This window comes from Conchiformibius kuhniae DSM 17694 (assembly GCF_000428785.1).
Taxonomy (GTDB): Bacteria; Pseudomonadota; Gammaproteobacteria; order Burkholderiales; family Neisseriaceae; genus Conchiformibius; species Conchiformibius kuhniae.
Genome location: NZ_AUAP01000003.1, coordinates 37,170 through 51,278, shown reverse-complemented (window position 1 = coordinate 51,278; position 14,109 = coordinate 37,170). Strand labels below are relative to the sequence as shown.

At 57.3% G+C, this 14,109-nt stretch carries 13 protein-coding genes and 1 tRNA gene; 8 read left to right on the top strand and 6 right to left on the bottom strand.

The genetic code is table 11. The annotated features are described in order from the left end of the window. Positions 1-11 precede the first annotated feature (11 nt). A tRNA-His gene (locus G392_RS0104100) sits at positions 12-88 on the top strand. 51 nt (positions 89-139) lie between these two features. On the opposite strand, the gene G392_RS0104095 is transcribed toward G392_RS0104100, so the two are convergent. Together G392_RS0104095 and G392_RS0104090 are read right to left on the bottom strand one after the other, a co-directional pair. Then, positions 140-739 (bottom strand): DUF4230 domain-containing protein, encoded by a 600-nt coding sequence (locus tag G392_RS0104095; protein WP_245571920.1) that lies wholly within the window; start codon positions 737-739, stop codon positions 140-142. A gap of 145 nt (positions 740-884) precedes the next feature. Beyond that, the gene (locus G392_RS0104090; RefSeq protein WP_027009205.1) at positions 885-2,210 is read right to left on the bottom strand and encodes a CitMHS family transporter; all 1,326 of its coding nucleotides are present in this window, start codon (positions 2,208-2,210) and stop codon (positions 885-887) included. 201 nt (positions 2,211-2,411) lie between these two features. Between G392_RS0104090 and G392_RS0104085 the strand changes: the two genes are divergently transcribed. The 7 genes from G392_RS0104085 (at position 2,412) to G392_RS0104055 (ending at position 9,522) form a co-directional block, all read left to right on the top strand. After that, positions 2,412-3,215, top strand: coding sequence for a DUF4198 domain-containing protein (locus G392_RS0104085; RefSeq protein ID WP_027009204.1), 804 nt, complete (start codon positions 2,412-2,414; stop codon positions 3,213-3,215). A gap of 237 nt (positions 3,216-3,452) precedes the next feature. Further along, entirely contained in the window at positions 3,453-3,983 is a 531-nt protein-coding gene (locus G392_RS0104080; RefSeq protein ID WP_027009203.1) for a TIGR00645 family protein, read from the top strand. Positions 3,984-4,309: 326 nt separating this feature from the next. Beyond that, on the top strand, positions 4,310-6,196 hold the full coding sequence (locus G392_RS0104075; protein WP_027009202.1) for a monovalent cation:proton antiporter-2 (CPA2) family protein: 1,887 nt from the start codon (positions 4,310-4,312) through the stop codon (positions 6,194-6,196). A gap of 85 nt (positions 6,197-6,281) precedes the next feature. Further along, entirely contained in the window at positions 6,282-6,974 is a 693-nt protein-coding gene (gene pgl, locus G392_RS0104070; RefSeq protein ID WP_027009201.1) for a 6-phosphogluconolactonase, read from the top strand. After that, positions 6,967-7,941, top strand: a complete 975-nt coding sequence (locus G392_RS0104065) for a glucokinase (RefSeq protein WP_027009200.1) — start codon at positions 6,967-6,969, stop codon at positions 7,939-7,941. Before pgl ends, G392_RS0104065 begins: the two co-directional genes overlap by 8 nt. 93 nt (positions 7,942-8,034) lie before the next feature. After that, a complete protein-coding gene (gene nudE / locus G392_RS0104060; RefSeq protein WP_027009199.1) occupies positions 8,035-8,613 on the top strand; it encodes an ADP compounds hydrolase NudE in 579 nt (192 codons plus the stop codon). Between the two features lie 45 nt (positions 8,614-8,658). Beyond that, entirely contained in the window at positions 8,659-9,522 is an 864-nt protein-coding gene (locus tag G392_RS0104055; RefSeq protein ID WP_027009198.1) for a MurR/RpiR family transcriptional regulator, read from the top strand. Between the two features lie 77 nt (positions 9,523-9,599). Here the strand turns inward: G392_RS0104055 and grxC are convergent, their stop codons facing one another. The 4 genes from grxC to G392_RS0104035 all read right to left on the bottom strand — a co-directional run bounded on the left by grxC (position 9,600) and on the right by G392_RS0104035 (position 13,920). Then, positions 9,600-9,857 (bottom strand): glutaredoxin 3, encoded by a 258-nt coding sequence (gene grxC / locus G392_RS0104050; RefSeq protein WP_027009197.1) that lies wholly within the window; start codon positions 9,855-9,857, stop codon positions 9,600-9,602. Between the two features lie 21 nt (positions 9,858-9,878). Then, positions 9,879-11,105: a c-type cytochrome biogenesis protein CcsB gene (gene ccsB / locus G392_RS0104045; protein WP_027009196.1), complete on the bottom strand. Its 1,227-nt coding sequence runs from the start codon at positions 11,103-11,105 to the stop codon at positions 9,879-9,881. A 188-nt stretch (positions 11,106-11,293) separates the two neighbouring features. Next, complete coding sequence (yczE, locus tag G392_RS14305) at positions 11,294-11,935, bottom strand: membrane protein YczE (protein ID WP_027009195.1); 642 nt, start codon at positions 11,933-11,935, stop codon at positions 11,294-11,296. Next, the gene (locus G392_RS0104035) at positions 11,935-13,920 is read right to left on the bottom strand and encodes a cytochrome c biogenesis protein ResB (RefSeq protein ID WP_027009194.1); all 1,986 of its coding nucleotides are present in this window, start codon (positions 13,918-13,920) and stop codon (positions 11,935-11,937) included. Before G392_RS0104035 ends, yczE begins: the two co-directional genes overlap by 1 nt. Between the last annotated feature and the right edge of the window lie 189 nt (positions 13,921-14,109).

Sequence of the window (14,109 nt, the reverse complement as noted above, 5' to 3'; positions counted from 1 at the left end):
TTTTCTATGTGGTGGTTGTAGCTCAGTTGGTTAGAGCATCGGATTGTGATTCCGAGGGTCGTGGGTTCGAGTCCCATCTGCCACCCCAAAATCCAACCCGCCGTATCGCGTACGTTCAGACCGATACGGCGGATTTGTTTTATGCGGGATAACGGCAATGCCCGCCCGCCGCCGGATACACCGACACCGGCACATTCGCCAACTCGAACAAACGCGCCACCTGTGCCGCCGCCCGCTCCCGCGCCTGCTCCAAAATCCCGTTGGCACACGCCTGACGCACAAGCTGCGCCTTTGCCTGCACCTGCACCGTCTCCAGCACCCCTGTATCCGCTTTCAAAAGATTAAACGCCCCCGTGCGCCAATCGTACACCTCCAAATGGTCGAGCTGCACCGACAAAATCTCCGCTTGCGGCAACTGCACAATCACCCGTCCGTCCACCACCGACACCGCACCTTCGTCCAATTTGTCCAAATCGATGCCCGCCACCGCATTGCCTTTGGCAACAAACATGCCCTTTTCGCTGTCCTGCCACAGGGCATACCAATTGCCCTGCTTTTCGGTACGGATAATCGTGTCGATGTAAAACGCCGTGCTTTCCAAACGGTTCAATTCGCGGATTTTCGCCAATACGCTGCTTTGGCTGAGTACCTGATGCGTTTGCGCCGTTTCCTTGCTGCTGACCGTGTGTCCCGCATACCAAAACCCCGCGCCCGCACACGCCAATAAAAATACAATCATGATTTTTTTCATCACAATACCCCCCAATAATGCGTTTACAAAAAAATAACGGAAACGGTGCGACACCGTTTCCGCCGACATTATAAGGGCAATCACAGCCCTTTCAGGTTAAGAAAACATCAAAAAATGCTGGTCTGCGTTTACTTTAGGGCACAGGGTGAAGCGGCACCACACCCACCGCAATACTGCTTGCCAAAATCAGCAGCGACAAACCCCAAATCCAGAAAAACGAATAACGGATATGCTTGCCCATGGAAAGCTGCGCCAAGCCCAAACCCATCCACAAAGCGGGCGACAAGGGCGTAACAAACGTGCCGACAATGCTGCCAATCAGCATCGCATAGCCCGCCGCGCGCGGGTCCACGCCTGCCTGCGAAGTGATTTGCTCCACCACGGGGAACAAACCGAAATAATAAGCATCGGTACTCAACACCAGCTCCAAAGGAATGCCGAACACGCCCACGATAATGTGCAGATACGGCAGCAAAGCATTCGGCAGCACGCTCACCAAATCTTTGGCAATCGCGTCCAACATGCCCGACCCTTTCAAAATCCCCAAGAACGTGCCCGCCGCCAAAATGATGCTCGCCATCATAATCGCGCCGCCCGCGTGGGCGTTGATGCGCTCGATTTGTTCTTTCGGGTGGCGGTAGTTAATCAGCAGCGTCAGCGAAGCGGCAATCATAAACACATAGCCGGGCGGTAGTTTGCCGGAAAACAGCAAGGCCATCGTCAAAACAAACAAGGCAATGTTCACCCAAAACAACTGCGGACGCGCCAAATGGTCGGGCGCGCTGCCTGAAGCGCGGTGTTCGTCCAACAAAGTGCCGACATCGGGCAACGCGCCGTATTCCGCCAAAATGCGTTTTTTCTCGCGCAGCCCCAAAAACGCCGCCAATGCCAAAATATAAGTCAAACCAATTATTTGAACGACAAACAAAGGCTTGTACAACACGTCCACATCCATTTGCAGCACAGTGGCCACCCGTCCGGTGGGCCCGCCCCAAGGCAGCAGGTTAATCAGCCCCGCGCTGGAGGCCAGCAGCAGAAACAGCAGATACGGGTTCATACGCAAACGCTGGTAAAGCGGCAGCAGCGCGGGAACGACCAGCAGAAACGTGGTCGCGCCCGCGCCGTCAAGCTGCGCCACCACCGACACCAATACCGTGCCGACACTCACCGCCACAATATTGCCGCGCGTGAGCCGCACCAAGCCGTCAATCAAGGGTTTGAACAGCCCCACATCGCTCATGATGCCGAAAAACAAAATGGCAAACACGAACATGGTAACGATTTGAATCACCGATTTGGTGCCGTCCGTGTAAAACTCCTTGATTTGCCCGAAGTCAAACCCCGCCACCACCGCGCCCGCAAGCGGCACGAGTATCATGGCGATGGCGGGCGAAACCTTTTCGGTAATCAGCAGGGCAACGATTATCACGATGATGGACAATCCGATAAAGGTAAGCATGGCGCATTCCTTGTGCAAAATGCAAAGTTCGGCAATATACCGCTTCTGCCGACCAAACCGTTTGCCTTTTTTACAGGGCATCAAAACTTTTGATTAGCCCCATCATCTGCCAACATAAGCCGCAGCCGTGCGGGCTGCGCTTGTTTTTAACATTGTTATGGTATAACATTTGCACTTCCCATCCGAACACGAGAGACTGCGATGAAACACCTGCTTTCCGCCGCGCTGCTGTGCGCCCTGATTGTTCCCGCCCACGCCCACCGCGTGTGGGTGTCCACCGACCACACGCACGGCGGCGAAATTTTAAAAGCCGATTTGGGCTACGGCGAGTTCCCCGAATTTGAGCGCATTGCCGATGACCGTCTGCATATTTTCCGCAAGCCCATGCAACTGGTTACCGAAAAAGGCAAACAGGATTTGCTGCAAAAAGGGCTGCACAACTACCAATACCAAAGCGCCGCGCCCGTCAAAGATGGCAGCTATCTGGTGATTGCCGAATACCAACCCACTTTTTGGTCTAAAAATGCGAACGGCTGGAAACAGCAAAACATGACGCAAATGAAAGATGCCACTTACTGCGAACAAACGCGTATGTACGGCAAAAACATCGTCAATGTCGGCCATGAAAGCGCAAGCAAAGACGTGATTACCAAGCCCGTTGGTCAGGTGTTGGAAATCGTGCCTTTGGACAATCCCGCCAATATTCATGTGGGCGAACGTTTCAAAGTGAAAGTGCTGTTTAACGGCGAGCCTTTGCCCAAAGCCACCGTTACCGCCACTTTTGACGGCTTTGACACCAGCGACCGCAGCAAAACCCACAAAACCGAAGCGCAGGCGTTTTCCGACACCACGGGCGATGACGGCACGGTAGACATCATTCCCCTGCGTCAAGGCTTTTGGAAAGCGATGGTGGAACACAAAACCGATTTCCCCGACCAAAAAGTGTGCCAAAAACTGGCGGCTTACACCACGCTCACCTTCCAAATCGGACACAGCCATCACTAGGGCGTGTCATTAATTAAACTTTTCTAATTTAAATCAGTATAATATAAAAATGCCGTCATTCCCGCGAATGCGGGAATCCACTGCCCAATGTTTGGCAAGCGATGTTTTATCAAAGTTTGTCGTGCTTCGACTTGGATTCCCGCCTGCGCGGGAATGACGTTTTTTCCGAAGGCTGCCCGAAACCGCCCCAGCCCGCACAATGCGGGCTTTTTTCGTTAAAATACGCGCTTTTTGACAATGGAAACCAAGCAAATCGCCAAATTTCACACCCCTTTGGGCAAACTGATTTTCTTCAGCCGTTGGCTGCAACTGCCGATTTATCTCGGGCTGATTGTGGTGCAAGGCATTTATTCGTATAAGTTTTTGAAATCGCTGTGGCACTTGGTCGCCAATTTGGGCGCGATGGACGAAAACGCGATTATGCTCGCCGTGTTGAGCCTGATTGATGTGGTGATGATTGCCAACTTGTTGATTATGGTGCTGATTGGCGGTTATGAAATTTTCGTGTCGCGCCTGAACGTGGACGAACACCCCGACCAACCGGAATGGCTCAATCATGTGAACGCTTCGGTGTTGAAAGTGAAACTGTCGATGGCGATTATCAGCATTTCGTCCATTCATTTGCTGCAAACCTTTATCAACGCGGGTAATTTGCCCGAAAGCCAGATTATGTGGCAGCTTTTATTGCATCTGGGCTTTTTGGTGTCGGCAGTGGCGATGGCGTGGACGGACAAGATTGTGTACAGCACCACGCACAAGGCACATTAGGGCGTGTCGTCAATTAAACTTTTCCATTATAAATCAGCATAATAAAAAAACGCCGTCATTCCCGCAAATGCGGGAATCCACTAGCTGATGTTTGTGAAGCGATGTTTTATCAATGCTTTTTGAAATTTGTTTTGGATTCCCGCCTGCGCGGGAATGACGACACATTTTTATATTGCACTGATTTTCAGTATAAAAGTTTAAATGGTGACACAACCTAGGGTGCGTCATCATCTGCGGAACAACGGCGCATGCCACCCTGCTCGGGCAGCCCGAACGCGCTTTTTCGGCTACAATCGCGCTTTTTTTACGGCAACGGGGGCAGTTTCATGACGGCACTTTTGCTTTATACCTGCATGTATTTGTTTTTTGCGGTGGCGGCGGTGCTGGTGTCGCAAAGATTGGGTTTGGGTTCGGTATTGGGCTATTTGATTGCGGGCATTGTGATTGGCCCCGTGCTGGGTTTTGTGGGCGATGAAGCCGAAAAAATCCAGCACATCGCCGAATTCGGTGTGGTAATGATGCTGTTTTTGGTGGGGCTGGAACTCGCGCCGCAAATGCTTTGGCAGATGCGCCACAAGCTGTTGGGCTTGGGCGGTTTGCAGGTGGGTTTGAGTGTGGCGGCACTCGCCGCCGCCGCGATGTACGCCTTCGGTTTGGACTGGCGCACCGGTACCGCCATCGGCTGCATTCTCGCCCTGTCGTCCACCGCCATCGTGCTGCAAACCTTTTCCGAAAAAAACCTGTTGGCAACGGCCGGCGGACAGGCAGGGTTTGCCGTGCTGCTGTTTCAAGACGTGGCGGCAATTCCCATGCTCGCCCTGCTGCCTTTGTTGGCGGTTGCGCCTGCCGCTTCGCCCGCCGCACACGGCAAACTGTTGGCGGCACAACCGGGCTGGGTATTGGCGGCGGTGAGCGTGGCGGCGATGCTGCTGATTGTGCTGGCGGTGCGTTATGCCGTGCCGAGAATGTTCCGCCTGATTGTCAAAACCCATTTGCGCGAACTGTTTACCCTGTTTACGCTGGCTTTGGTGGTCGGGATTGCCGCGTTGATGTCGCTGGTGGGGCTGTCGCCCGCGCTGGGCGCGTTTATTGCGGGCGTGGCATTGGCAAACAGCAGCTACCGTCATGAAATGGAAAGCAATTTGGAGCCGTTTAAAGGCTTGCTGTTGGGATTGTTTTTCATCACGGTGGGCGCGGGCATGAATTTTGCCGTGCTGGGACGCGAGTTTTGGCTGATTGCCGCGCTGACCCTTGCCACTTTGGGCATCAAAATGCTGATTTTGTGGAGCTTGGGCAAACTGTTCAGGCTGCCTGCATTGGGTGCGAAGCTGTTTGCCTTGAGTTTGGCACAGGCAGGGGAATTCGGTTTCGTGCTGTTGTCGATTGCCGACCAAGGCAAGGTGCTGACCGCGCAGTGGCTCGACCGCATCGCGCTGGTGGTGGCGTTGTCGATGGTTTTGACGCCCCTGCTATTTATCGTTTATGAAAAAATCCTGCTGCCGCGCAGCCGCCACAATCCCCGCACGCCCGAACGCGAACACGATGCCATTCACGAATCCAATCCCGTGATTTTGCTCGGACACGGACGCTTCGGTCATCAAATCAACAGCCTGCTCAACGCTTGCGGTTTTGCCTCCACCGTGATTGACCACCACGCGGAAACGGTGGAACGGCTCACCGAATACGGCATCAAAACCCATTACGGCGATGCCACCCGTCCGGAATTGCTGATTTCGGCGGGGCTGCACGAGGCGAAATTGGTGGCGGTGTGCATCGGTGACCGCCACCGTGCCACCGATGTGGTGGCGTTTATCCGCCGTCATTGTCCGAAGCTGCCGATTATCGCCCGCGCTTACGACCGTTTGCATGCCTACGACCTGCACCATGCGGGTGCGGATTATATTATCCGCGAAACGTTTGATTCGGCGATGAATACGGGGCAGATTGCTTTGGAAATTTTGGGCGTGCCGCCGCAAAAAGCCGCCGAGTTGCGCCGTTTTTACGAAAAGCGCGATTTATATCAGTTGGAAAAGGCAACCGAGCTGTACGACCCGAATTTATCGTTTTTCGCCAACAGCCGTTTGGTGGAAACGGCGCAGCGCACCGATGCGGAAACGGCGCAGTTGATGCGGGCGTTGATGCGCGGCGATGCGGTGGCATGGCAGCCCGACCCCGAAGGTTGGGCGAGCATCAAGCAGGGGCTGCGGCAATAACGTCTCGCCCGAACAGGCGCAATGCGGGCGATTTGCGTTACAATGCCGTCCGCAAAATCACCCTATGGTTTGAGGAATCGCAGTTATGGAAGTGCGGAATTTTTCCGATGCGGCACAGGCGGCTTCGGCTTTGGCAGATGCGGCGGCATCGGCTTTGAACGGTGTGCTGGCACGGCAGCCGCGTGCCACTTTGGCGGTATCGGGCGGGCGTTCGCCGATTACGTTTTTTCACGCGCTGCGCGAACGCGATGTGGCATGGGCGCGTGTGAACCTGACTTTGGCAGACGAACGCATCGTCCCCACCACGCACGCCGACAGCAATACGGCACTGGTGCGCGAACATTTGTTGCAGGGTGCGGCGGCACAGGCGTCTTGGCTGGCTTTGGTGGCAGACGGCGCAAAAGCGGAAGATTTGCGCGATGCGGCGGCGGTGGTGGCGGCGGCACGCGCCCGTTTGGTGCAACCCGATGTGGTGGTGTTGGGCATGGGCGCGGACGGACACACCGCCAGCCTGTTTCCGCACGCGCCGCAGTTGGCGGCGGCACTCGCGCCCGATGCGCCGCTTGTGCTGCACACCAGCCCGATGACCGCGCCGCACGAGCGCATCAGCATGAGTTTGTCTGCCATTTGCGGCGCAGGGGCAGTGTTTCTCGCCATCGGCGGGGCGGAAAAACTGGCGGTGTTCCGCCGCGCTGCCGAAGGCGTGTGCGCCGATTTGCCCGTCAGCCGCGTGCTGCACGACCCGCACACCCGCACCCGCGTGTTCTGCCATGACTGATTGCGCCCATTTTCCCCGCCTGCTTGCCGACATCGGCGGCACCAACGCCCGCTTCGCACTCGAAACCGCAGCGCAGCAGTGGACGCGTGTCGAAGTGTTGGCGTGCGCCGATTACGCCTGCTTGGGCGATGCCGTACGCGCCTTTCTCCAACACGCGGGCAACCCCGCCGTCCGGCACGCCGCCATGGCGGTTGCCACCCCCGTTGCCGGCGATTGGGTGCAGATGACCAACCACCACTGGGCGTTTTCCATCGAACACACCCGCCGCGATTTGGGCTTGGACACCCTGCTGCTGCTGAACGACTTCACCGCACAGGCATTGGCGGTGGCGCAGCCCGACAAACGCGACCTGCTGCAAATCGGCGGCGGCGAAGCCGTGCCGGACGCGCCCAAAGCCGTTATCGGCGCGGGCACGGGCTTGGGCGTGAGCGGGCTGCTGCCCGCCGGCAACGGCACATGGCTGGCATTGGCGGGCGAAGGCGGACACGCCAGCTTTGCCCCCCAAGACGATGCCGAACGGCAGGTCTGGCAGCTTGCCGCACAACGTTTCGGGCACGTTTCCGCCGAACGCGTGTTGAGCGGTGCGGGCTTGGCACTGGTGTACGAAGCGCTGGCAGGACAATACGCGGGCGAACCGCCGCAGTTGGACGCCGCCGAAATCACCCGCCGCCGCCACACCGTCCCCGCCGCCCGCCGTGCGGTGGACGTATTTTGCGGCGCACTGGGCACGGCGGCGGGCAATTTGGCACTGACATTGGGCGCGCGCGGCGGCGTGTACCTGTGCGGCGGCATCGTTCCGCGCCTGCGGGACGACTTCGCCCAATCACCCTTCCGCGCCCGCTTTGAACACAAAGGACGTTTTTCCGCCTACTTGGCAGCGATTCCCGCCTACATCGTGCTGGCGCAACATCCGGGTCTCACGGGCGCGAGCGCGGCATTGCGGCAACATCTGCGCGGACGGTGCTGACGTTCCAAGCTTTTGGCGGTGCGCTTGGCGCATCACCGCGTAATTGCGTTACAATTGTGCCTGCCCCCACCGACCGCCGTCAGGAGAAAAACAATGGACTACTTGTCGCACACACTCACCCCACCGCAAATTTTATCCGTACGCCTTGCCGCCAAAACCGCCGTATTTGAAGTGCAAAGCGTGGACTTGCGTTTTGCCAACGGCGCGGAACGCACCTACGAACGGCTCACCCCCGCCCGCCGTCCCGCCGTCATGGTGCTGCCCGTCCACGAAAACCACCTGCTGATGATACGCGAATACGCAGTCGGCACCGAGCGTTACGAACTAACCCTGCCCAAAGGGCTGATTGACGCCGGCGAAACCCCCGAACAAAGCGCCAACCGCGAATTGCAGGAAGAAATCGGCTTTGCGGCAGCGCGGCTCACCCCCCTGCGTCCGCTTTACACCTCGCCCGGACACATGTACAGCCCCATGCACCTGTTCATTGCCGAAACACTGACCCCCGCCAAACTGCCCGGAGACGAACCCGAACCCCTGCAAACGGTTGCCGTTCCCCTGTCGGACGTGGACAAACTGATTGCCTGTCCGCAAACGGGCGATGCGCGGATATTGGCGTCATTGTTTTTATTTCGGGACGAATACCTGTCGAAACACAGTACAATACAATATTGACATTTTTAACCGCACAAACCGGTTATCGAGAAAGGAATCAGCTTTATGCTCAGCAAAATCAGTGAAGAATTAAACGGACTTTCCACGGCGGAGCGCAAAGTCGCCGAATGCGCTTTGGCAGAACCCAAATGGTTCGTCCATGCCGCCGTGGCGGAAATCGCCGAACGGGCGGGCGTAAGCCAGCCCACCGTCATCCGTTTCTGCCGCAGCTTGGGTTTCAAAGGCCTGCCCGAGTTCAAATTGGCATTGTCTGCCAGCATCAGCCATTCGGGGCTGCCCTACGTCCACGCCGAGCTGAATATCGACGACAGCATGGGCGACGTGATGGAAAAAGTCTTGGGCAACGCCGCCGCCGCCCTGCTCGGCGCGCGCCGCAGCCTGAACCAAAGCGATTTGGAAAGCGCCGTCGCCATTTTGACCCATGCCCGCCGCATCGAGTTTTACGGCGTGGGCAATTCGGGCATTGTCGCGCAGGACGCGCAGCACAAGTTTTTCCGTTTCGGCGTGTCCACCGTTGCCTATTCCGATACCCACACGCAATTGATGGCGGCATCGGTACTCAGCCGCGACGATGTGCTGGTGGTGATTTCCAATTCGGGCTCGTCTATCGAGCTGCTTGATGCGGTCAGCATTGCCAAAGAAAACGGGGCGCAGGTCATCGCCATCACCCGCAGCGACAGCCCGCTCGCCCAGTTGGCAGATTGCGTGCTGCCGGTGGCGGTGCAGGAAGACAACAGCCGTTATACGCCGATGGTGTCGCGCATGCTGCAATTGGCGGTGGTGGACATTCTCGCCATCGGCTTGGCACTGCGCTTGGGCGAAACCATCAGCCTGAAGCTGGAAAAGGTCAAACGCAGCGTCCGCAAGCATTATATGCACAATGATGCGGAAGACAGCGCCGCCGCTTGATTCGGCGTTTACCCGCAAACACAATCCGCACCGTATGGCAACGGTGCGGATTTTTTGCTTGTGCAAAACGGGTCGGGTCAATCCAGAAGCGGCATCAGCCCGCCCTCGCGGTGAAGCTGCTGCAAGTCGGTAAAGCCGCCCACATGCACGTTGCCGATAAAAATCTGCGGCACGGTGCGCCGTCCGCTTTTTTCGCGCATTTCGTCAAACGCGGCGTCGTTGCCGTCCAAAGAAATTTCGTGAATGCGTTCTGCCGCACCCACCTGCGCGAGCAGGTTTTTCGCCATCGTGCAGTAGGGGCAGTAGGAACGGGTGTACAGGGTAATGGTTTTCATATTTTTCCAATCATCAAGATTTTACAATTGTCCGTAAGAATGCAGACCGCTTAAAAACATGTTTACGCCGACAAAGGCAAAAGCCGTGATAAACAAGCCGATAATCGCCCACCACGCCAACACCTTGCCGCGCCAGCCCGCCACCAAACGCATGTGCAGCCACACGGCGTAGTTGAGCCAAACGATAAACGCCCACGTTTCTTTCGGGTCCCAGCTCCAGTAGCGTCCCCACGCGTCTGCCGCCCACAGTGCGCCCAAGATGGTGGCGATGGTGAAAAACAAAAAGCCCACCGCAATGGCTTTGTACATGGCTTCTTCAATCTGCGCGGCATCGGGCAGAAAACGGCTGCCGCGCAGGGCAAGCAGTTGCGCCACGCCGAACATCGCCGCCATGCCGAATGCGCCGTAGCCGATGAAATTGGCGGGTACATGGATTTTCATCCACCACGATTGCAGCGCGGGAATCAGAGGTTGGATTTGGTGTGCGCCGCGTGATGCGCTGTACCACAACACAAAGCCCGCCAGCACGCACATCAGCCCGTACACGAAGCCGCCGAGCTTTTGCATGGAAAATTTTTTCTCGTAATACAAATACATCAGCGCGGTAATCACCATAAACAGGATAAACACTTCATACAGGTTCGACACGGGAATATGCCCCGCATCGGGGCGCAGCAGATAGCTTTCGTGCCAACGCACCAGCAAGCCGGTAAAGCCCGCAAACGCGCCCGCCCATGCCAACTGCGTCCCCAAATTCAGCACGATGTTGCCGGAGGGGGCATCGGGACGGCGTTTGTGGACGCGCCATGCCGCCAATGCGCCGAAGGTGTAGGCGGCAAACGCCAAAACCGTTAAAGCGCACTGCCACATAATCGCCGATTGGCTGCTCAAAAAATAGCGCAGCAGAAATTTGCCCTGCGCCTTGCCGGTGGCGGCGGAAATCTGGTCGCCGGCACGGGCAATGTCGCCCGCATACAGCCACACCGCCAAAGCCGCCGCCGCCGCCGTGCCGAGCATAAACCAGCGCAAAGGTTTGTGAAACCAGCCCAATGCCACCGCAACCGCCGCACTTGCCCACAAAATCGCGGTTTCGTAGCCGTCCATATGGTGCGGCACGGCGATTTGCGCGGCAACGGCGGCAGCCAGCACCACCGCCGCAAACAGCCAATCGGAGACGGTCAGCTTTTTTATCCAAGATTTTTCTTGCAGCAACTCGTGCTGCGGCAAAACATCGCTGCGTTCGGTCATGATGCGTGTTTCCTTTTCGTGTTCGTATTTTCTTCGTTTTTATTACAAAAATGTATAGTTGATAAAAATAAAAACGAGACAAGGCGACAACGCCCGCCGTGTACGGGGTCGTACATAAGGGCGTTGGCAACGCCGTATCGTTGCGATTTTAATCAACTATATCATTCGGGCAAAACGGCGGACGGCAATCAGGCAGGTTCGCCCCCATGCCTCATCACACCGACCGCCGTTTGCACCACCCAGCCCACACCGAAAGCAAACAGCAACGTCCCCACCCCCAACGTACCGCCCAACAGCCAACCCGCCGCGCATACCGACACCTCCAACACCGTCCGCACCGCCCCGATGCGCCAACCCGTTGCCCGACAAATCCCCACCATCAGCCCGTCTCGCGGGCCCGCCCCGAGATGACAGGTCAGATACAGTGCCGAAGCCACCCCCACCGTCAGCACCCCGCCCACGCACAAACCCGCCCGCAACGCCCAATGCGCCGGCGCGGGCAACCATTGCACAAACGCCCCCAACACCGCCGCAATCACCACCATATTCAACAGCGTCCCCAAGCCCGGACGCATCCGCAACGGCAGCCACAACAACATCACCCCCGCGCTCACCCAAAACGTCGCCCAGCCCAAACCGATGCCCGTCGTTTGCGCAATCCCCTGCGCGAACACCACCCAAGGCGTCGAACCCAATGCCGCAATCACCAACATTCCCTCGCCGATGCCAAACAGTGCCAAAGACGACACCAGCACCGCCAGCGACACCGGCGTGGGTCGCCACAAAGCGGGCGACGACCAGCGCGTGCGCGGCAATACCCGCGTTTTCATCAGGTTTTTTCCCCCATATCGCGTGCCAAAATACCCAATTTTTCCACATGCTCGGGAAACTCGCGCCGCAAATCGCGCTCGCTGCGCGAAGACGACATCGCAAACCGCGCCGAACCGCCGTCAAACAACAGCCACGCCCGTTTTTCGCGCACATAAAACATAAACACCGTTCCCAACACCAGCAGCAGCGAACCGAGATACACCAAGCCCGCACCGGGCGATTTGCTGATTTGCAAACCCGACATATTCACCTGCTTGTAGCCCGTAAGCTGCATCAGCACCGGCGAAGAAAAACCCGTCAAACCCGTGTACGCGTCCAAGCTGTTCAGCACGAAAGTGCTTTTGGCTTCGCCTGCGGGCATGGGCGGCAGCTTGTGGCGAACCAGCGCGTCATCGAGCAGGGTGTGCATCGTACCGACCAAAATCTGATACATCAATTCGCCCGTTTTCTGCTGCTCTGCGGCGGGGACGGTGGTTTGAATGTGGCGGTCGATTTCGCGAAACCCGCCGCGCACAAACTGCGCCAGCAGGTTTTCCACCGCCAGTTTGAATTGCGGGCGTTTGTCTTCGCCCACCGCCGCCACCGTTTTGTCAATCACCGCCGCCCGTGCTTCGGGGTTGAGCAAAGTCGCCCGCAATGCCATAAACCCGTCCGGCTTGCCCTGCGCGTCTGCGGGAATCATCAACCAACGGTAGGGCGCATTGGCATGGTCGCGCTCGCCCGTGGCGAAAAACAAATTGCCTTCGCGCAGCAGGGGCAGCAGATAATTGACGTATTCGCGGGCCTGCCCCGCGCCGTCGCGCAGCTTGAAGGTGATGGTGGGCCCGACATTTTGAAATTTTTTGCCCTGACGCACGCTGCGGGTGTCTTTATCGTCCGTTGCTTCCACGTTTTCCACATTGTAAACGCGCAGTTCGCCAAATTCCAAACGGTAACGCCCCGTGTCGCCCAAGTCGAGCGGGTATTGGCGTTGCGACACGGCTTTCATCGGCACGGCTGCGCCCGTTCCGCCCAAATTCCATGTACGGAACTGCAAATCCGAGCCGCCGTCGCCGTAGCTTGCCTGATACACGGTCAGCCCTTTGTAGGTGAGCGGGTGATTGACGCGGATGGTGGTTTCGTGCTGTTCGCCGGTGACTTTGTCGGTGATGCGCAAATCGCTGGCGAAATCTTTGGGCATGCCCGTGTCGTAAAAATCGATGTGGAATTTTTTCAATTCGATGGCAAAGGGCAATTGTTGCAGCAGCAGCCCTTTGTCGGCATTGACAAACGCCACGTCTGCCGTTTGCCCTTCGACAATTTCAGCATTGGCGCGAAAGGAGGGATTGCCCGTGCCGAGCGTGCTTTCGGGTTGGAAATCGCGGGCGAACACGGCGTGTTGGTCGGGAACGATTTTCCCGCCGAGCATGCCCAGCTTGAGCAGCAGGTTGCTGTCTATCAGCCCGCCCGTGCAGATGACGATTAAGGCACTGTGCGCCAATATATAGCCCCATTTGTTTGCCGTGCCTTTTTTGGCGGCGAGCAGCACGCTGCCGTCTTGGCGGGTTTGGCTTTTCACGCGGAAGCCGTTTACCGTCAGATAACGGGCGGCGAGGGCGGGGCGCAAACCTTCGATTTGCGTGTTGTGGCGCATGTGTGCCAGTGATTTGGCAGTGGCGTTCAGACGGAACGAGCGCATTTCGCGCACAAACGGGGGAATGTTGCGCCACAGGCACAAGCCCGTGCTGAGTACCAAAAACAGCATAATCAGCACGAACCACCATGAAGCGTAAACGTCAAACAGCCCCAAGGCGCGGAACATTTCCGCCCAAAACGGGCCGAATTTGACCACATAGTTTTGCGGCGGCTGGTTTTGCTGCAACACGGTGCCGATGACGGACGCCACCGCCAACACGCACAAAAGCGCAACGGCAAAACGCATCGAGCTTAAAAAGGCAAACCAAGGGCGGCGGATAAGGGGGATTTTGTTCGCGTTTCGGGGCATGGGAAAAAATCAGACGGAAAATCGCGGTATTGTACGCCGATTCGGGTCGTCTGAAACGGTTTTTACCGTTCGGACGACCCGAGATAAAATTCGCCAATGCGGCGGTTTGGGGCGCATCACCCGCCAAGCGGAAACCTTTGCCCGATAGCGGGCAAGCGGTGTTTCACCAATTGGCTGAACAACACGGCA